This is a genomic window from Methanobrevibacter sp. TMH8, assembly GCF_020148105.1.
Classification (GTDB): Archaea; Methanobacteriota; Methanobacteria; order Methanobacteriales; family Methanobacteriaceae; genus Methanobinarius.
Window position 1 is genome coordinate 71,768 of sequence record NZ_JAHLZE010000012.1, and the last position, 20,206, is coordinate 91,973.

General features: G+C 25.4%; 18 protein-coding genes. 7 read left to right on the forward strand and 11 right to left on the reverse strand.

Features of this window, described 5'->3' with window-relative positions; translation table 11 throughout:
• Positions 1-388 precede the first annotated feature (388 nt).
• Together ribH and mmp11 are read left to right on the forward strand one after the other, a co-directional pair.
• Positions 389-805 carry a 6,7-dimethyl-8-ribityllumazine synthase gene (ribH, locus tag KQY27_RS02710; RefSeq protein ID WP_224425040.1) on the forward strand — a complete coding sequence of 139 codons (417 nt, stop codon included), beginning with the start codon at positions 389-391 and terminating at the stop codon, positions 803-805.
• Positions 806-1,125: 320 nt separating this feature from the next.
• Positions 1,126-2,064 (forward strand): methanogenesis marker protein 11, encoded by a 939-nt coding sequence (mmp11, locus tag KQY27_RS02715; RefSeq protein ID WP_224425041.1) that lies wholly within the window; start codon positions 1,126-1,128, stop codon positions 2,062-2,064.
• A gap of 331 nt (positions 2,065-2,395) precedes the next feature.
• Here the strand turns inward: mmp11 and KQY27_RS02720 are convergent, their stop codons facing one another.
• On the reverse strand, positions 2,396-4,075 hold the full coding sequence (locus tag KQY27_RS02720; RefSeq protein ID WP_224425042.1) for a glycosyltransferase: 1,680 nt from the start codon (positions 4,073-4,075) through the stop codon (positions 2,396-2,398).
• A gap of 558 nt (positions 4,076-4,633) precedes the next feature.
• On the opposite strand from KQY27_RS02720, the gene purE reads away from it, so the two are divergent.
• Together purE and KQY27_RS02730 are read left to right on the forward strand one after the other, a co-directional pair.
• On the forward strand, positions 4,634-5,689 hold the full coding sequence (purE, locus tag KQY27_RS02725; RefSeq protein ID WP_224425043.1) for a 5-(carboxyamino)imidazole ribonucleotide mutase: 1,056 nt from the start codon (positions 4,634-4,636) through the stop codon (positions 5,687-5,689).
• A gap of 144 nt (positions 5,690-5,833) precedes the next feature.
• Complete coding sequence (locus KQY27_RS02730; RefSeq protein WP_224425044.1) at positions 5,834-7,129, forward strand: UbiD family decarboxylase; 1,296 nt, start codon at positions 5,834-5,836, stop codon at positions 7,127-7,129.
• Positions 7,130-7,246: 117 nt separating this feature from the next.
• Here the strand turns inward: KQY27_RS02730 and rfbB are convergent, their stop codons facing one another.
• The 4 genes from rfbB to thiL all read right to left on the reverse strand — a co-directional run bounded on the left by rfbB (position 7,247) and on the right by thiL (position 11,346).
• Positions 7,247-8,269, reverse strand: a complete 1,023-nt coding sequence (rfbB, locus tag KQY27_RS02735; RefSeq protein ID WP_224425045.1) for a dTDP-glucose 4,6-dehydratase — start codon at positions 8,267-8,269, stop codon at positions 7,247-7,249.
• A 24-nt stretch (positions 8,270-8,293) separates the two neighbouring features.
• Positions 8,294-8,848, reverse strand: a complete 555-nt coding sequence (gene rfbC / locus KQY27_RS02740; RefSeq protein WP_224425046.1) for a dTDP-4-dehydrorhamnose 3,5-epimerase — start codon at positions 8,846-8,848, stop codon at positions 8,294-8,296.
• Positions 8,849-8,997: 149 nt separating this feature from the next.
• Positions 8,998-10,056, reverse strand: coding sequence for an AmmeMemoRadiSam system radical SAM enzyme (amrS, locus tag KQY27_RS02745; protein ID WP_224425047.1), 1,059 nt, complete (start codon positions 10,054-10,056; stop codon positions 8,998-9,000).
• Positions 10,057-10,233: 177 nt separating this feature from the next.
• On the reverse strand, positions 10,234-11,346 hold the full coding sequence (gene thiL, locus KQY27_RS02750) for a thiamine-phosphate kinase (RefSeq protein WP_224425048.1): 1,113 nt from the start codon (positions 11,344-11,346) through the stop codon (positions 10,234-10,236).
• 143 nt (positions 11,347-11,489) lie between these two features.
• On the opposite strand from thiL, the gene KQY27_RS02755 reads away from it, so the two are divergent.
• Positions 11,490-12,647: a hypothetical protein gene (locus KQY27_RS02755; RefSeq protein ID WP_224425049.1), complete on the forward strand. Its 1,158-nt coding sequence runs from the start codon at positions 11,490-11,492 to the stop codon at positions 12,645-12,647.
• A 43-nt stretch (positions 12,648-12,690) separates the two neighbouring features.
• Here the strand turns inward: KQY27_RS02755 and cfbA (KQY27_RS02760) are convergent, their stop codons facing one another.
• The 3 genes from cfbA (KQY27_RS02760) to KQY27_RS02770 all read right to left on the reverse strand — a co-directional run bounded on the left by cfbA (KQY27_RS02760) (position 12,691) and on the right by KQY27_RS02770 (position 14,924).
• Positions 12,691-13,224 (reverse strand): sirohydrochlorin nickelochelatase, encoded by a 534-nt coding sequence (gene cfbA, locus KQY27_RS02760; protein WP_224425050.1) that lies wholly within the window; start codon positions 13,222-13,224, stop codon positions 12,691-12,693.
• Between the two features lie 340 nt (positions 13,225-13,564).
• Positions 13,565-14,554, reverse strand: a complete 990-nt coding sequence (gene cfbA / locus KQY27_RS02765; RefSeq protein WP_224425051.1) for a sirohydrochlorin nickelochelatase — start codon at positions 14,552-14,554, stop codon at positions 13,565-13,567.
• Positions 14,526-14,924: a Zn-ribbon domain-containing OB-fold protein gene (locus KQY27_RS02770; RefSeq protein ID WP_224425052.1), complete on the reverse strand. Its 399-nt coding sequence runs from the start codon at positions 14,922-14,924 to the stop codon at positions 14,526-14,528. The genes cfbA (KQY27_RS02765) and KQY27_RS02770 overlap by 29 nt, the downstream gene beginning before the upstream one ends.
• Positions 14,925-15,537: 613 nt before the next feature.
• Between KQY27_RS02770 and KQY27_RS02775 the strand changes: the two genes are divergently transcribed.
• Positions 15,538-15,795, forward strand: coding sequence for a UPF0147 family protein (locus tag KQY27_RS02775; protein WP_224425053.1), 258 nt, complete (start codon positions 15,538-15,540; stop codon positions 15,793-15,795).
• Positions 15,796-15,981: 186 nt separating this feature from the next.
• Here KQY27_RS02775 and KQY27_RS02780 read toward each other — a convergent pair whose 3' ends face one another.
• From KQY27_RS02780 to KQY27_RS02790, 3 genes are all read right to left on the reverse strand, one after another.
• Positions 15,982-16,233, reverse strand: a complete 252-nt coding sequence (locus KQY27_RS02780) for a hypothetical protein (protein WP_224425054.1) — start codon at positions 16,231-16,233, stop codon at positions 15,982-15,984.
• Between the two features lie 227 nt (positions 16,234-16,460).
• Positions 16,461-17,051 carry a class II aldolase/adducin family protein gene (locus KQY27_RS02785; protein WP_224425055.1) on the reverse strand — a complete coding sequence of 197 codons (591 nt, stop codon included), beginning with the start codon at positions 17,049-17,051 and terminating at the stop codon, positions 16,461-16,463.
• 57 nt (positions 17,052-17,108) lie between these two features.
• A complete protein-coding gene (locus KQY27_RS02790) occupies positions 17,109-18,929 on the reverse strand; it encodes a DNA-directed DNA polymerase II small subunit (RefSeq protein WP_224425056.1) in 1,821 nt (606 codons plus the stop codon).
• 675 nt (positions 18,930-19,604) lie between these two features.
• On the opposite strand from KQY27_RS02790, the gene KQY27_RS02795 reads away from it, so the two are divergent.
• Positions 19,605-20,186 carry a hypothetical protein gene (locus tag KQY27_RS02795; protein WP_224425057.1) on the forward strand — a complete coding sequence of 194 codons (582 nt, stop codon included), beginning with the start codon at positions 19,605-19,607 and terminating at the stop codon, positions 20,184-20,186.
• Positions 20,187-20,206 lie beyond the last annotated feature (20 nt).

Here is a 20,206-nt window from a genome sequence, read left to right on the forward strand (position 1 = left end):
AATTAAATAAACTAATATTATTGAATAAATTAGCATTTATTAAAGATATTATTTATATATTAAAATATTTGTTAAATTATAAATTTAATAGAATGATAATTAAAAGTGGAGGCAAATAATGGCATGGGCAAAAATAGCGGCTATTATAATCATTTTAATTATGGTTATGAGTGCTGTAGCTGGATTCTTATTAACAGTATTCTCACCAGCAGGATAATTTTAATAAAAGAAAAAATTTAAATCTATAGTATGTGTATATTAGTAATTATAAGTAATATATACATAAAACTATTAATCATATTTTAAAATAGATAATAATAATTTATTTTATAAAAATTAATTTATATTTATAATTCATGTATTTATTAATTAAAAACGAGGGAAATTTATGGTAAAATATAGAATAGGGGCTGTTGTAGCTGAATTTAATTATGATTTAACTCATATGATGTTAGAATTAGCTAAAGAAGAAGCTAAAATTAGAGATTGTGAAATTGTTCAGGTAGTTCCAGTGCCAGGTGTCTTTGATATGCCTTTAGCTATTAAAAAGCTATTAGAAAAAGACGAAATTGATACAGTAATTACTCTTGGTGCTGTAATAGAAGGATCAACTGATCACGACCAAATTGTAGCTCAACATGCTTCAAGAAAAATAGCTGACCTTTCACTTGAATTTGAAAAACCAGTATCACTTGGTATAAGTGGGCCAGGCATGACAAGATTAGATGCTCATAAACGTGTCGAATATGGTAAAAGAGCTGTTGAAGCAGCTGTTAAAATGTGCGACCGATTAAAAGAAATTTAATGGTTAAAATTGTGAAAATTTATTAATTTATTGATTTATTAATCTATTAATCTATTAATCTATTAATCTATTAATCTATTAATCTATTAATCTATTAAAAAATCATTATTATTTATTTAAATAAATTATTTTTTGATTTAAAACAAAACTTTTAGATCCTTTAATATAATCTAAAAAAAGAAAATTATAACTAATTATTTGAAAATAATATGAAAAATACTATGATTTTATCATGAAATTTTTATTCATAGAAAATTAAATTAATAAAATTGTTTTATAATAATTAATTTTTATATTTATACATTATTAATGTTGATTTTATGGAAATTTTAAAGCCTGAAGATTTAAAAAAAAGATTCAATGATCCTTGGATAGCTCCATATGAAAAAATCGTGACTATGGCTGATGAAAACCTAGTTGAAATTGTCGAATATCATCCATGTATTTCTGGTTCTCATTGGCTTGTTAATCAGTATAAAAACACTAGTAAACTTATTTTAAACGCTTATAGAGATGGAAACAAACAAGTATTCCTAACAAAAGTTGGAAAAGAACCACTTGATCTTAAAGCTAGTATCAATGCTGCAGGAATAGAAGAAGTAGCTATTGATAATGAAAATAACACAGTTAAGGTCGTTCATGGAGGTTTAGCTGGAGCAGGTGTTGGAGCTGGAATGTGTCGTGGTATGGGTGAAGGCATTAAACAAGTTGAAATCTATGAAAAAGGTGGAGGATCTAAACTTGGGAAGGCTGCAGTAATAACTCCAAAAATGGAAAAAGTAGTTATTGGTATTGATGATACTGATACTAAGGATGAAGGGGCTACTTGGACTATGGCCCACAATGTTGGAATGGAGTTAAAAAAAGAAGGTTTTGAGTATTTAGACCATGTAATTGTTCAGCTATATCCTCATAATCCCCATAAAACTCAAAATTGTGTTTCAATAGCTTTAACCTTTGCAGTGTTAGCAGAAGATAAAGAAAAATTAATATCTAGAGCTGTTGAACTTCTTAAAAGAGATACTCTCTCTGATAAAACTGCTATAGCAATTTTAGAAGGATTATCCATCCCAAAAAAATTGACTGATTATTCTATGAAAGCTAAAACAAGCATGGTAACAGTTGAGGAAGCAGAAAAAGTGGCAAATGATTTAAATATTAAACTTATTGCTGTTACTGGAGATCATGGTAAAATTGGAGCTTTAGCTGCTTTAGGACTTTATAACAACTTAGATGAAGCTGTAAAAGTATATTATTAACATGTTTCTTAAATTATTTTTAATATTATTATAAATTTATTTTTAATATATTTTTATTTTTATTATATTATTTCTTATCAATCTTTTTTTGCTTATTATTCTATTAAAAAAATGTTTATATATTTATTAAACTATTTTTATTTTTATTTATCATATTTTATTATAGTTTATTAAAATTTATTAAAATTTATTCATTTATTTTGAAGATATTTTTAAAAAAATGAAAAATAAAAATGAAAAATGAAAAAATAAATGAATAAATGAGAAAATAATAAAAATAAAAAATAATAAGAATAATAAAAAATATTAATTAAATAATCAATTAAAATAATTAATAAAGATTAAAAGAAATAAATGGACCTAATCTGCTAGGGAAGAATCTTTTTGAAGTAGATATATTGTTAGAAACATTGAGTTCAACTATATGGTCTCCAGAATAAGCTAAATAGGTATTTCCTTTTTTTATCTTGGTTTCATTATTAATATTTATTGAAAGAGCCCTTGAACCATCAATATATATATCATAAGTTTCATTTGGTTTAAATGATGCAGATATCGATCCAACATGTTTATGATCCAAATAAACATCTAATGTGGTTCCATTCATGTTTCTTGAGTTGATAATCGTATTTTCAGTTATGGTTTTATTAGATGAATTAGAAGATGAGTTTAGCTTAAGTGTATGTTCAACTTGAATTCCTTCAAATACTCCTTTTATTTTTCCATCAGAAATAACATCCCCTTCTTGAAGATCCAAAAACGCCCTTGCATTAAATGGAAGTCTTAAAACATTTTCTTCTCCAGGCCTATCTTTAACAACTGTATATTGTTCATTGCCAATCTGCATTTTGTCTCCATAACTAAGTTCTAGAGTATTTAAAGCATCTCCAGGCATTCTAATGATATTTGTTTGATTTTCTAATGCACTATCTACAGTATAAGGCCCTCTAACATATATTGGTTGATCTGTAGCTCCAGGAAATATTACAAAATTTCTTGAAGTTGGTTCAATAGAAATTTTTCCATCTGAATAATTAGCTGCACTAAAAAATGTTGAAATCATCAAAATTAATACAATTGCAGAAATTAGAACTGGAAAATGCATTTTTATAAATGATCTAAAAAAATTCCCTTTTTTTCTCTTTCTAAAAACTCGAATACCCTGAATAAATAATTTAATCAAGTAATAAATAGCTAGAATCAAACCAATAATACCTATTATCACCCCTAACTCATATGGAAAACCTTGAACAAAGAATACAGTAAATAATCCCAAAATAATCAATGAAAGGCCAAGTGTGGCCATTCTAATATAGTTACCCATGGAATCTATCATTGTAACTCGGCCATATTCCATTGCCCTATCAACAATAGTCCTTGTAACCTCATTTGCCATTTCATTCAAATTTTCAAGAGGAGACATATCGTGTTTAATCTCTCCAATATCAACTTCTTCAATTTTTATACCACGAACATCAGCATCTAATACAATACCAACATCTACACCATAATCTTTTTCAAATTTAATTTTATTTAAAACTGAACGTTTACCTGCGAATTGACCACTTAAAGGTTGTTTAAAATTAATTTCAGGGAAGAAAAATTTAAGAAGAGGCTTTGCAGTGAGTTCTGTTACTCTTCCACTTTCTCTCACGAATTTAGTTTTAGTAATATCAGTTCGACCCTCTAAAATAGGGCGTATTATCATGTCAATTTTTTCCTGAGTAAGATTATAAATATCTGCATCAATAAAAGCTATAATATCTCCTTTTGAATGTCTAAAACCTGTTTTAATGGCTGAACCTTTTCCTTGGTTACTAGCATGAGATATAACATCGGCTCCTGCGAATTTTGCTTCTTCAACTGTCTTATCATAAGACCCATCATCTACAACAATAACTTCATTTACATAAGGTAATTCTTTAGCCACGCCAACTACCTTAGATACAGTTGCTTCTTCATTATAAGCAGGTATAATAATTGAAACCGAATTTGAAGTATTATTTTCCATTTTACACCTTTTATTAGATATTTTATGAATATATTATAAATAAAATAATTATAATAATTATAAATAAATATATTATCTTTTTATTGAATTTATTCTAATATTTATTAAGTTATTATATATATTATACATATTATTTATCTATTTATTAGATTTACTAAATATTTATTAAAATTATTTATTATAATACATCTATTATCAAATTTACTAATATTTATTATATTTTTTATTATAATAAAATACTCTAAAATAATTATTAATTTTCATTTATCATTATTTTAATTTTTATTGTACTATTCTTATTTGTAAATATTATTTTATAAAAGTTTTTAAATATTAAATATTGCATATATAATAAATAAAAAAAGTAATGAATAAAATTAAAATAATAAATAAATTCAATTGTCAATTTTAATTACTTGATGAATTTAAGTTATTTTAAATTATTTTAATTATTTTGAATTAGTTTAAATTAGTTTAAATTAGTTTGAATTATTTTAAATTCTTCAATAAATGATAATAAAAATAAAAACGAATATACTATTGATTAAAGTGATGTGAATGAATCCTAAAGTAATGATAATCCTTGGAAGTGCATCTGATTTAAAAATAGCTCAAAAATCCATTGATATTCTTGAAACACTTAAAATTCCATATAGTTTAAAAGTTGCATCTGCACATAGAACACATGAAAAAGTGAAAAAACTTGTAATTGAAGCTACTGGAATTGGAGTGGAAGTATTCATAGGAATAGCTGGATTAGCTGCTCACCTTCCAGGAGCAATAGCTGCATATACCCATAGACCTGTTATTGGAGTTCCAGTAGATGTTAAGTTAGGAGGATTAGATGCACTTTGCGCATCATCACAAATGCCTTTCCCAGCACCAGTAGCTACTGTTGGAATAGATAGAGGAGATAATGGTGCAATACTTGCAGGACAAATAATTGGTGTTAATGATCCTGAAGTAAAAAAGAAAGTATCTGAACTTAGAAAATCTTATCAAGAAAAAGTCAAAAAAGATGAAGAAAAGTTAGTTTCTGAAATTAATGGAGAACTATTCATTAAAGACTTTTTAGAGAATTATGATGAAATAAGTGAAGAAAAATTAAACAAAAAAGAACCTCATACTGATAAAGTTTTTAAAGAATCTGAAGAAAATGAGTTGGAAAACACTCCTTTAGTATCAGTTGTGCCTGGAAGTTATTCTGATATTGAAGAAGCAAAAAAAGTTGCATTGACTTTAGATAGATTAGGAATTAGCTACGATATAAGTGTTATTTCTCCAATAAGATATCCAGACAAATTTGAAAAGTATATTGAGAAAATGAAAGATGTTAAGCTATTTATAGCTGTTACTGGTTTATCTGCTCATGTTACAGGTTCAATTGTAGCACTTAGTGAAAAACCTGTGATTGGAGTTCCATGTTCTGTAGAATTAAATGGTCTTGATTCATTACTTTCAATGGTAAATATGCCTCCTGGAGTCCCGGTTGGAACAGTTGGAATAGAAAATGGAAGAAATGCAGGAGTTATAGCTGGTGAAATCTTAGGAATATCAAATAAAACTATTGAAGATAATTTAAAGCTAATGAAATATAAAACTGCTGATTTATAACAATAGATAATTTATACAATGAATAATCTAAAAATAATGTAAATACTATAAAATGATAGATAATTTATAAATAATAATCATTATTAACCAAAAATCATCATACAAAATAAAATTAGGGTTATAAGAAGGATTTGAGGGAATATTATGGAAAACTTTTTAAATTTGATAAAAAAAGATTATGAGATATTAAAAATAAAGGAAGAAGTATCTAGTGAATATGAAGCAGCTAGAATACTTAGAGAACATCCTAAAAAAACAGTTGTCCTAGAAAATGTTAAAGGATATGATATTTCAATAATTTCAGGAATATGTAATACAAGAGAGAAAATAGCTAAATCTCTCGGTTGTAATGTTGATGAAATTCTACAGAAAGTAATCAAAGCTACTGAAAATCCTCAAAAAATCACAAAAAGTAGCGATATTAATGATTCATCAAATGATTATAAATATACAACTGAAAAAGCTAATTTAAATAAAATTCCTATTTTAACTCATTATAAAAGAGATGGTGGAGCATATATAACTGCAGGAGTTGTATTTGCAAAAGATCCAGAAATTGGAATTCAAAATGCTTCAATTCATAGAATGTTAGTTCTCAGTAAAGATAAATTAGCTATAAGAATCGTTCCAAGAAACCTTTATACTTACTTCCAAAAAGCTGAAAGATTAAATCAAGATCTTGAAATAGCTATAGCTATTGGAATGGATCCTTCAACACTTCTTGCAACTACTACCTCTATTCCAATCGATCATGATGAAATGGAAGTAGCTAATAATTTTAAAAATGGAGAATTAAGATTAATTGAACTAGAAAAAACTGGTTTAAAAGTTCCTCAAGCAGATATAATATTTGAAGGTAAAATATTAACTAAAGAAAGAGCCAAAGAAGGACCATTTGTTGATTTAACTGATACTTATGATGTTATACGCGATGAACCAGTGATAAAATTAGATCAAATGCATTTAAAAGAAAATGCCATGTATCATGCTATTCTTCCAGCTGGTTTTGAACATAAATTACTTCAAGGAATGCCTCAAGAGCCAAGAATATTCCAAGCTGTCAAAAACACAGTTCCCACAATTAAAAATGTGGTTCTTACTGAAGGAGGTTGTTGTTGGTTACATGCAGCAATAGCTATCGAAAAACAAACACAAGGTGATGGTAAAAATGTTATCATGGCTGCACTTGCAGCTCATCCTTCATTAAAACATGCTGTTGTTGTAGATGAAGATATTGATATTTTTGATCCTCAAGATCTCGAATATGCAATAGCTACAAGAGTCAAAGGTGATGATGATATAATTATTGTTCCTCAAGCAAGAGGCTCTTCTCTTGATCCAGTAGCTCTCCCAGATGGGACTACAACTAAATTAGGTGTAGATGCTACTAAATTACTCGGAAAAGAAGAAAAATTCGAAAGAGTTAGTTTAAGTGAGTAAAATTCATCATAAAACTGATAAAATAAAATTATTAAAATAAAATCACTAGAATAAAATTACTAGAATAAAATGATTTAAATAAAATTATAAGATTGATGATTAAATAATAAATAAATCTCAATCTTTTCCATACATTTTTTCATAATAACTAATATAATCTCCAGAAATAATATTATTTAACCAATCATTATTGGCTAAATACCATTCAATAGTTTCTTTCATGCCAATTTCAAATGTATATTTTGGTTTCCATCCTAATTCTTTTTGTATTTTAGTTGAATCAATAGCATATCTTCTATCATGCCCTAATCTATCTTCAACATATTCAATTAAGTCTTCTGATTTTTTTAAGTATTGAAGTATTAGTTTAACAATTTCAATATTTTCTTTTTCATTGTTTCCACCAATATTATATACTTCTCCTGCTTTTCCTTTATGAAGAACCAAATCAATAGCTGTACAATGATCATAGACATGCAACCAGTCTCTTACATTCTTTCCATCTCCATAAACTGGAAGTTTTTTGTTATTTAAAGCATTATTGATCATTAATGGAATTAATTTCTCTGGAAACTGATAAGGGCCGTAATTATTAGAACATCTAGTAATATTTATTGGAAGATGAAAAGTCTCATGATAAGCTCTAACAATAAGATCAGCCCCGGCTTTACTAGCTGAATAAGGACTATTTGAAGCTAAAGGAGTTTTTTCTGTAAAATAACCAGTTTTACCAAGAGTTCCATACACTTCATCAGTTGAAATTTGTATGTATTTTTTAAGTTGGCCTTTTTCATGATACTTTTTAGCTATCTCAAGAAGATTTTGAGTTCCAATAATATTTGATTCTAAAAATATTTTAGGATTTTGTATACTACGATCTACATGAGATTCAGCTGCAAAATTGATAATATAATCAACTTTATTTTCAAAAACAATTGTATCAATAAGTTGATTGTTAGCTATATCTCCTTTTATAAATTTATAATTAGGATTTTTTTCTGTATCTTTTAGATTTTCTAAGTTTCCACAATATGTAAGTGAATCTAAATTGATAATACAATAATCAGGATATTTTTCTAACATATAATGAATAAAATTACTTCCAATAAACCCTGCTCCACCAGTAACCAATATTTTCATCTTTAAACCTCTCTAAAAAATACCTTAAAAATCAGTTGGTGTTTCACTTAAAGATTTCCATTTCATATCTTTTTCAGATAATATCATTTCATTTTCATTTAATGGCCATTTAATACCAATTTCTGGATCATTCCATATTATTCCTCCTTCATCAGGACCATTATAGAAATCTGTACATTTATAGGTAAACTCAGCTTCATCACTCAACACAAGAAAACCATGGGCAAATCCAGGAGGAATGTAAAACTGTTTTTTATTTTTTTCTGAAAGAATTACACTTATATATTCCCCATAAGTAGTGGAATCCTTTCTTAAATCAACAGCTACATCAAAAACTTCCCCTTTAATTACTCTCACAAGTTTTCCTTGAGGTTGAGTATATTGGAAGTGAAGTCCTCTTAAAACACCTTTAGTGGATTTTGATTGATTATCTTGAACAAAATTCACATTTAGTCCATTTTCCTCAAATTCCTTTTTATGATATGTTTCCAAGAAGTATCCTCTTTCATCCCCAAAAATTGTTGGCTCTATAATGAAAATTCCTTCAATGGATGTTTTGATAAAGTTAAATTTTTTCAATTCAATTCCTCATAATTTTAATATTAATTATTTATTACTTATAATTACTTATAATTAATTAAATTGCTTAAATTATTTAAATTAATTAAATTAATTATATTGATTAAATTATTTAAATTATTTAAAAAAATATTCAATTAAAATACTGATTAAAATACAATATTTAATTTTTCGCCACAATTAACACATTTATTATCTTTAATTTTTCTTTTATTAATAGTATTATAATTATTTCTTTCAATAAGTAGTTCATTACAATTAGGACAATAGGTACTTTGGTCTGATGGGACATTTCCTAAATAAACATATTTTAGTCCTGATTCAATAGCTATTTCTTTTGCTCTCATTAGTTTATTTATTTCTGTAGGTGGAACATCTTCCATTTTATAATGTGGAAAAAATCTTGAAAAATGAATTGGGACTTTTTTTCCTAATTCATTAGCTATAAACTCTGTTAAACTAGTTATTAACTCATTTGAATCATTAAAATCACTGATTAAAAGATTTGTAATTTCAAGATGTTTTTTATTTTTATAAATAACTTTTAAATTATCTAATATAGGGTCAAGAGTGGCCTGACAAATATCTTTATAAAATTCATTGTTCATTGATTTCAAATCAATATTAAAGGCATCAATTTTTGGAATAAGGAGTTCAAGAGCTTTTTCACTCATATAACCATTACTGACATAGATATTTTTAAGGCCTTTTTTATGAGATAATAAAGCTGTTTCAAGTGTGTACTCTAAGTACATAGTAGGTTCATTATAGGTCCAAGAAATCGATTGACAATTATTACTAATAGCATTTTCCACAGCTTTTTCTGGAAAGATTTCAATAGCTTTTCTATTCTTCACTAAATTTTGAGAGATGATATAGTTCTGACAATTCAAACATCTCATATTACAACCAAAACCACCAAGTGAGTAACTTAAAGATCCTGGAAGAAAGTGATACAATGGTTTTTTTTCAATTGGATCTATACCTTGAGAAGAAATTGATGCAAAATTACAACTATAAAGAGTTCCATGTCTATTTTTACGTGTTAAACAAAATCCATATTTATTATCAGCTATTTTACACCTATGATTACAAACATTGCATTGAACGTTTTTTGATGATTCCTCTTTTATGAATTCATCTATATTTTTTATATTTCTATCTATATTTTTATCTATTTTATCATATAGAATCGACTCAACTATCATTATTTTACCTCTATTAATATATAATTAGATAATAGAATAATCAAATAATATAATCAAATAACCCAGCTAGATAATAATCAGGACCAAATAATCAAATAACCAATGATTAATATAAGAATATAATAATATGATATTATATGATTTATAATAATATAATAATGTAACCAAATTATTTAATCAATCATTAGACAAGTGTTCATATCCTTTTGGAGATAATTTTTCTATTTTTTCATTAGAATATTCGATTTCAACTCTATTAGAATTATTAATTTCACCAATTATAATATAATCACTGCCAAAATTATTATAAATGTTAGAATATTCCTTATTATTATTGTTAAAAGTAAATAAAACCTCAAAATCTTCTCCAACGTGGAATATAAGGTCTAATATATCTTTATTTAAAAACTTAGATATCTTATAAATTTCTTTAAAAATCGGTTCATTGGCTATTTTATCTTCATAAATTCTTAATCCTAAATTACTATCTTTATTATTACGTTTATCAGCATCAAAAAGTTCATATAATTCACTAGCTAATCCATCAGTAATATCAGTAGCTGAAGAAGCAAATTTATTGAGAATAATTCCTTCATTCAATCTAGCTTTTGGTTTTAAAACTTTTTCAATAGCTAAATCAATAATAGCTTGAGAAATTTCTTTATTTTTTAGTCCATTTTTTATTATTTTGATATTTTCTTCTTTTAATATTTCAAATCCTAATGCAGCTAATCCCAATTCTCCAGTGATCCCTATTAAGTCCCCTTTTTTGAAACCATATTTTTTCAAAGTATTTTGTTTTTTTGTTTTTCCTAATGCAGTTCCTGAGATTATGATTTGATCAGCCTGATTTGTATCTCCACCAATAAGAGGAATTTTGTAATAATAACATGCATTTAAAATTCCATCAATTATTTCATCAAAATAGCTAAGTTTAAGATTTTTTGGAATAGCTAAATTAATTAAAATCCCAGTTGGTTTTGCTCCCATAGCTGCCAAATCACTGACATTTACTGTTACAGCTTTCCATCCCATTTGGAAATAAGACATTTGTTTCGGAAAATGCTGATTTTGGATCAAAAGATCTGATGTTGCTATCAAATATGTTTCGTTTTTATCTTCATTCTTTTTAAAATCGATTAATGCAGCATCATCTCCAATAAATTGTGTGAAATTAATATTATTTTTTTTATTATTTATTGAGCTATGAAAGTCATTTGATTTTTCAACAATCCTCTCAATTAACTTTTTTTCACCAAGATTTGAAACTTGAAGATGTTTATTTGACATTATAATATATTTGTTTTTGAATATAATAAAATTTTACAATAATTTTAAATGTAATATTTTCAAATTATAGAAAATATAATAAGAATATTTATAAATAGTATTAATTAGTAAACTATAAAACAAAAAACTAACAGGGGGTTGGTGTGAATATGAAACAAAAAAAAGTTTTTTTAAGTATGTTAATACTTATTGGATTAATATTAATATTATCAGATATTAATAGTGTAAATAGTGCAAATGTTAAGAATATAAATGATGTTGATATAGATTCTAATAAAACAGTAGAAATTAAAAACACAAATGCTCCAAAATTCGTGAATAGTCCAAAAACCTATTCAAAATCTCCTAAATACTCTAGAAAAAAAGGATACGAAACCGATAAAAACACTATAAAAACGAAAATAGGAAAAAAATATACATTTATAACCAAATATTTCCTTCCAATGTCTTGGAAAGATGGAGGAAAAAATGGAAAGACCGAATATTGGTATAACTGTCAGTCTATAGTAGTTCAAGGAAAATATATTTATATATATACTTCTGCAGGATATGGATCAAATAAAGGTTTTATTATAAGATATGACACTAAAATAATTGATAAATATAATAAAGGAAAAGGATTATCTAAACTCAGAAAGCTTGGAACCAGTATGAGAAAGGGTTCAAAGCTAACAAAAGAGCAAAAGAGAATTAAAAGTGGTATAAAAATAGGAAAAAAATTTATTGGAGGTCATGGGCAATCTCTTACTTATGATTCAAAAACTAATTCATTATACATGTGGCAAGATAATAATCACGATTCAAATAACTTAAAATTAATGAAAATCAGTTTAAAAACACTTACCCCTTATTTAATCTATAATTTCAAGGCTAAACTTAATAATAAATATATTAAACCATTTCTTAATTTAGCTTTTGATAAAAAAGGAAATTTTTACACAGATAAAACTGTAAAATCTAAAATAAATCCATCAGGATACTCATATATATTTTCTGGAAAATTAAGTGGAAATAAAATCCAGATGAAATTATTAACTATAATAGAGAACCGTCCTGGAACATATCCTCAATCATTAGCTGTAAACAAAAAAAATAATCGGATTTATTTAGTTTCTGATGGAGCAATTTACTCAGCACCTTTAACTAAAATGATAGAAGGAACTTTAACTATGAATGATTTTTATTACACCATATTTTCTACAAAACGTGAATTTGAAGGAATTAGTTTTGATAGATATGGGAAAGCATATTTGCTTATTCTAAGAGGTACCGAGATTTTAAAGGCATCACAAGTGTATTAAATATAATATCCAATTATTTTTAAATAATAATGAGTTTATTTGCTTATTTAATTTTTAAAGCATTATTAACTCTATTTTTAATTATTTCAATAACCAAAGAATCTGCTCCCAAAGGTTCTGTATATATTATTTTTCCATCAAAATCAATCTTTTCAAGGTCATGATGGTGATGATGACCATGCTGATGCTTTTCTTCATGACTATGATCTTCATTACTTGAATGGTGTTTTTCCTCATGACTATGATGTTTAGGGGTATTTTGGTCGTCAGTTGCTTCATCATCGGTTAATCTCAGTATTTTAGGAATATCTCTAGTTGTATGCATTCCATGAGCTAAAAAAACAGGAACTGCAATTATTGTATCGATTTTTGTACCTTTTACTAGTTCATCAAGAGCTTTAGGAATATTAGGTTCATGAATCTCCATATATCCTACATTCACTTTAAAATCAGTTTCTTCTCTAAACATATCAGCTATTTTATTAAAAGTTTCACTAGCCAATGGATGTCTACTTCCATGACTCATTAATAGTATTCCTGTATTTTCTGATGTAAAATTTGGTTCTTTTTCTATCATTATTGCTCTCCTGATTTTTATTAATAAATAAGATAATTATTATTTCAATTTTTTAAAGATGATTTTATATTAATCAATTACATTTTAATATAATTTTTATTTTAATTAAAGTATATTATATATTTTATCAATTTTTCTTTAAAAAAATTTAAAGAATATTAAACTATAAAAATTTAAAATAAATAAAATATAATGAAATATAATAAAAACTAATAAAATTTAATAAAGATTAATATAAAAACATTAAAACTAAAAAATTATAATAAAATAAATAATAAAAAAGGATAAATAGATAAAAATTTAATATGTAAAAATAAATAAAAATATTGAAATTATTTTATTATTCAATAATTTTACTCTCAATTCTATTTTTAATGATATCAATAATTAGATCTTCATCCCCTAGTGGTTCAGTATAGAGAATTTCACCATCAAAATCGACATTATCTCCATGAACATGAACATGATCATGATTATGATTATGGGAATGACCGTGAGAATGATTATGAGAATTTGATTCATTTTCTTCAAGAATACCTAAGATAGTAGGAATGTCTCTAGTAGTATGAACTCCTGGAGCTAAAAATACAGGAACAACAACTAATCTTTCGAAATCAGCTTTATTTATCATTTCATCAATAGCTTGTGAGATTGTAGGTTCACAAAGTTCCATAAAACCTTGTCCAACATGAAATTTAGTTTGATTTTTATATTGATTATAAATATCAGTTATAAACTCTCTGTTATAATTTAATCTACTCCCATGACTAACAAGTAAAACACCTGTTTTTTCTGAGTTTATATCCTTATTTGATTTTTTTATAGCTAATTCCACTTTTTTATTAATGATATCTATAATAACAGGATCAGGGCCAATACAATCGATTAAATCGATTTCTCCAGTAAAGTTTACAGGTTCGGTTTTATTAAGATAATGATCATCAGAATAATTTCCATCAGGGCATCTTGGATCGGTTTCTTTTGGTTCTAAACCTAAAATAATTGGTATATCAATGTTTGTATGAATTCCTGGAGCTAAAAATACTGGCATAGCTATTATTTTTTTTAAATTTTCATTTTTACTGACTAAAATATCAATAGCTTTAGAAATAGAAGGTTCAGCTACCTTCATATATCCAACTTCAGTGTTATATCCTGTTTTAATAACAAATTTATTAGCTATTTCTTTGAAAGTTTCTTCTGCATAGGGTAAACTACTTCCATGACTAATAAGAAGAACTCCAAAATCATCAGGAATTATATTCGATGTTTTCAAGTCATTATTTGTGAAATTAGTATTTTCACTTGACTGGCTTGAATTTAAACCCATATGAAATTACTCCATCATCACCGTCTTCTCTGATTTTTCTAAATACCATTTCAACAGGATCTCCGATTTCAATTTCATCTAAATCACATTCCACAAGTTGAGATGTGAGTTTTGCACCTTCTTCTAATTCAATAATAGCTACTGCATAAGGTGCTATAGTTTTAAAATCATCAGTTGGAGTTTCAACTATTGAAAAGCTATGAATTTTTCCTTTCCCACTAAATTGAATATTTTCTATATTTCCTTTTCTTCTACATTTCGGGCAAATTACCCTTGGGGGAAAGTATACTCCATCACAATTAGTACATTTAGATCCAATAAGGTTATATCTTTGTTGAATATGACGCCAGCTTCTTATAATATCAGACATATAAATTCTCCTATTAATAATGTTAAAATTATTAATTATATTTGTTAGTTTAGTAAAATTTAAGTAAAATTTGATTATTGAAATTGATTATTATATTGTATTAATATTATTATCAATTTTAGTTTATAATAAATAAATATATTCTAAATATATTGTAATAATCATATAAAAATTTATTTATAAAAGTAATTATTTATAAAAGTAATACTTTTACTTGATTTTATAATATCTATTTTAGTTTTTATAATAGATAAAGTTTTTGATATTAAAAATTTTTAATTTATATAAAAATTATTGAAATACTAGTGAAAATACAAAAACTTTTTAAATAGATAGTTGTAATATAAGGAATGTATAGTAATTTGACATTAAATATTACTATAACTTTAATTATATTAAAATTTTTAATATTTATTATATTTACTATTATTGCTCAATTTAAGTGTATTTAATGAATTCGTGATAATTTACGTTTTTAAATGTGTATATTACTTATTATAAATATTTATATCAATTATAAGTTTATATACCTATATTTAAATATTATGTAAAAATTAGTATAAAATTAGTATAAAGTTAATTATTATTTATTTTAATTTCTGGAGGATTATTTATGAGTAACAGTATTTTTGGTGAAGTTTCTGAAATTTTAAAACATATTATGGAGAATCCTAGTGTTCCACGTAATATTAGAAGAGCGGCAGATGAATCAAACACCATTTTGAATAATGAAGAAGAAGATGAAACTGTAAGAGCTAGTGCAGTTATTTTAATTTTAGACGAAATTAGTAACGATCCTAACATACCAATTCACGCAAGAACTCTCATTTGGGAAGTTTTAAGTAAGTTAGAATCTATTAAAACCAACTAATTTCTTTTTTATTAAATTATTTTATTTTTCTAATGTGACAATTGTCACAAAATTATATTTTATTATTTTATTTATTCAACTTATTCTACTATCATTATTCATTATCTATTAGACAATTTCAATTTTTTTATTTATCTCTAATATATTTTTTCTATTTAATTAAATTTTATTTATTTGAAAGCAAAATTATTCAAATTTTGTAAAATATCCCCTAATGATAATTCTATTACCTTCAGATGTTTCATTATCAATTTTACAATCAAATAACATTCTACCATTATTTAATTTAACATCAAATGTTCCAAGATCTTTTATTTTAGATAAATCTTCTTTTTGATTTAACAAAGCTGTAAAAAATTTTCCATCTACTATAATGTTAGACAAATTATAGTTTTCCATAACATTAATTACCTTTCCATTTCCTACTTCTTCTTTCATAAAATCCCTTCATATTTTCTTTAAAATACTTTAAATACCTTAATATATACATACTGTAAATAAAATAATGTATATATATCTGTAAAAAGTATTATTTAATTTTTTCCTAAATAATAAAATTTCTATTATATATCTTTTATGAATATTCTAAAATTAGTAAATATTGTTAAAAAATAAAATATCTAAATAAAAATAAAAAAGAAAATAAAAAGAAATAAAAAGAAAAATTAGAAAGAATTAGATAGATTCAAAGTATGAGATATAAACTGAGTTTTAGCTATATCCTCTACAAACTCAGATAATGAACATGCTTCACTTACATTACTTCCAGTAGATATAACCCCATGTTTCTTTAATATTAAAACATCTTCATTTTTAAGAACATGAGCAGCTGCATCAGCTAATTCTTGACTTCCTGGTTTTTCATAATCAATGTCAGCTAAGTAAGGTGAAGTTATCTTTCCAAATCCTTCAAGTCTTTTTATCCTTTTGTCTGAAAAAGCAAACCCCGTGGCAAAAGGTGAATGAGTGTGAACAATCCCTCCAATATCATTGTTTGCTTTATAAATAGCTAAATGAAGGTTAATTTCAGATGAAGGTGTTCCTTTTGTTAAGTTATTACCATCTATATCTATTAAAACAATATCTTCTTCTTTTATAGATCCAAGAGATCTCATAGTAGGAGTTATAGCTATTATATCCATCCCACTACCTTTAAATCTAGCACTTACATTTCCAGCCTTACCTGAAACTAATTTTCTGTCAAAAAGATATTTTGAAACTTCTATAACACTTCTAATATTATCATTTTTATTCATAATTACACCTTTAGATAATAAATAGTGAGCTAAAATTGTATTAATATTTTAATCAGCTCAGATAAATTTTAATTGTTTATAAACACCTCTATGAAGAACTGGAACTTCTGCACAAGTTGGAAGAATATTATGAACTTTTTGAAACTCTGTTTGTGTCTGAAAAGTTCCAGAATTAATCATGTGAACTCCTTTATAATTTTTATAAGTATTGATATGAACATGACCTGTATGGAAAATATCTGGAATGTTATCAATGACAAGATGATCTTCTAGCTCTGAAGCAAGAGGAGTTCTTTCTCCATAAATTGGTGCAAGATGACGTTTATTTAATAATTCTTCCATAATTAAATCATTCCTTTCATGTGAAAAACCTTTTACAGTAATAGCTATATCATCAAAACCACGTCCATGGTAAATTAAAGTATTCCATCCATCAAGACTTACGATAGAAGGATTACTTACAAATTCAACATTATTAAGTTCATAAAGAGATTTTGCATATTTTTCAGGTATCGCTGGTTGTGGTTCAGCTACTCTTGATGCATCGTGGTTTCCAGGTGAAATAATAATCTTAATATCACTTCTAATATTTCCAAGAAGACGTGCTGCTTCGTCATATTGTTCTGTAATATCTTTAATAGCTAATTCCTTATCTTGGTTTGGATAAACACCTATTCCATCAACTATATCTCCACCAACAATCATATACTTAATATCATTTCCGATTTCTCTCTGTTCTTCAGTTCCATAATCTCCATTTAACCAGTCTGTAAATCTTACAAAAGCATCTTCAAGAAATGTTAAGCTACCAATATGAACATCAGAAGTAAATACAGCTGAAAAATCCATTGATTTTTGAGCTATTCTTGGAACACCTGGTTGAATGATTTGAGTAGCAATAGCTAAATCTCCTTTCCTTTCAGCAATTAAACCAATAATTTCATCTTTAACAAGTTTTTCTGACTGTCTAAATAATTCATGATTATCTTTATGGAAGAGAACACTTATTTCATCTGTATCATCTTCAAATACAATAATTCTATGTCCATTTTTTGTGGTTCTAATCTCTCTAACCATTAAAATTAGGTTTAAATCTGTTGCTTTTTCTTCAAGATCATTTATTTTTTGATATGCTTTAAGTTCTGGTCTTCGAGAGAGAATATTTGACAATTTATCATATCTATTTTTGAAATATGTAATTAAATTCCCAATTTCCCCACTAGTATAAGATTTTTTACTAGTATCTTGAAGTATCTCAAAATCATAGTCTATTGTAGATTCTTTAGAATTTCTTTTACATTTAGAAGCTTCAAATTTCTTAACTTCGATTTCAGTTGGAATATCTTGAGGATTATAATCATCAATATTTTTAACAGTCCCATCAGTAACTTTATCAATTTTATCTATTTCACCCATTTCACCCAGTTCATCAATAGAATTATGATTAGAATCAGTAAAATCAGTAGAAATAGTAGAAATAGTATCAACAATAGAAGAATTAGGACCTGAAGAACAAATAGGTTTTTTAATATTGTTCACTTTATAACTATCATTATCAATTTCGTTTTCTCCAATAGTATTTTCATCAACATTATTATCCTGTTTTTCATTATGAATAAGAGTTTTTTGAGATTTAGAAATTGAATTTTCACCACCATCATGTGATGGAAGATCTAAGCCTAAGGTTTTTATAAATTCTTCAACTATTACAGCATCTAAAGAAATTAAATCATTTTTAGAAAATTCTTGACTCTTTAATCTAACAATGAGTGATGATGAAAAGTCTAAAGGATCTTCTAATCCATTGATTAAATCATAAGCTTTTGGAGATAAATTAATATCTTTTTTGGCAAATTTAAAAAGAACTTCTGTTGTCATTTATATCTATCTTAAATAATTTTATTTTAAATCTTATTTGATGTGATTAATATATAATGTATTAAAATATATAATGTATTAAAGTAATTAATAAATTAATAAATTTAACATATCATCTTATTTAATATATTTATTTATTCTGTTTAATGTATTTATCGTGTTAATGTATTTATTCTATTTATTTATCACTATCATTGTATTATTTTTTATTCAATTTTTGTTTATTATATTTATTATAATTAATTCTCTATCTTTATATTTTTAACTAATATTAAAAATAATAACTACAATATCAATAATTTATTATTAATAATTAACAAATCAACAATGATTATAATAACAGTTAGTTTTATTATAATGAATAAACATATTTAATATATTATATTTAATTAAGATTAAACTATAGAAAAATAAATGAAAATAAATATTTTATATTTTTTATTTATAAAATAAATTAATATTAAAGATATAAAAGATATTAAAGATATTAAATACTATTATAAAGTATTATAAACTATTAAATTATTATTAATTAAGATTATTAAATTTAATAATTAAATTTATTAAGAATTAGCATTATTTGTTGATTTGAATTATCATACAACTATAATTAAAAAATTGATTAACATGATTATTTAAAAATCCTATTTATTAATTGAATTATTAGGTGATTACATGCCAAGGGCACTTAAAATTATACTTATCATATTGCTTTTTATAGGATTCTTTGAAGCAGGGCTTCTAAGTTCCTATACAATCATAACTTCAGAAGCACCAGATGTAAAAGGGCTTATCGATTTACAAATTAGTACAATAGCTGATTTTTTCAGTTCTGAAAATATTAACAGTGTATTGATTAAGGATCCTCAAAAGATAAATATAACAAATGAAGATGATGTTGCAACTAACTTATCGGCTCTTGCAAAAGTAGATGGAATAGATATCAACACTATGAATGTAACTACATACTCAGATACAGAAAATGGTGAAATCGATGTCAATATAACAGCTTTAGGATTTTCTTCACCTAATACAACATCAGGACAAATAGTTTTGTCAGGAACTCCTGATTATCTTATAACAGCTACGGCAAAAGCTAATGTAACTAGTAGTGGGATTATAATTGATTTAAGCACTATTAGAATATTATCAATACTTAAACTCTTTGGTGGAACCAACAACTCCACTATTAATGGATCTACTGTTAATGCAGGGTCAAGCAACAGTAATAGTAATGGAACTATCACGATTGGATAATCACAATATCAATAATTAAA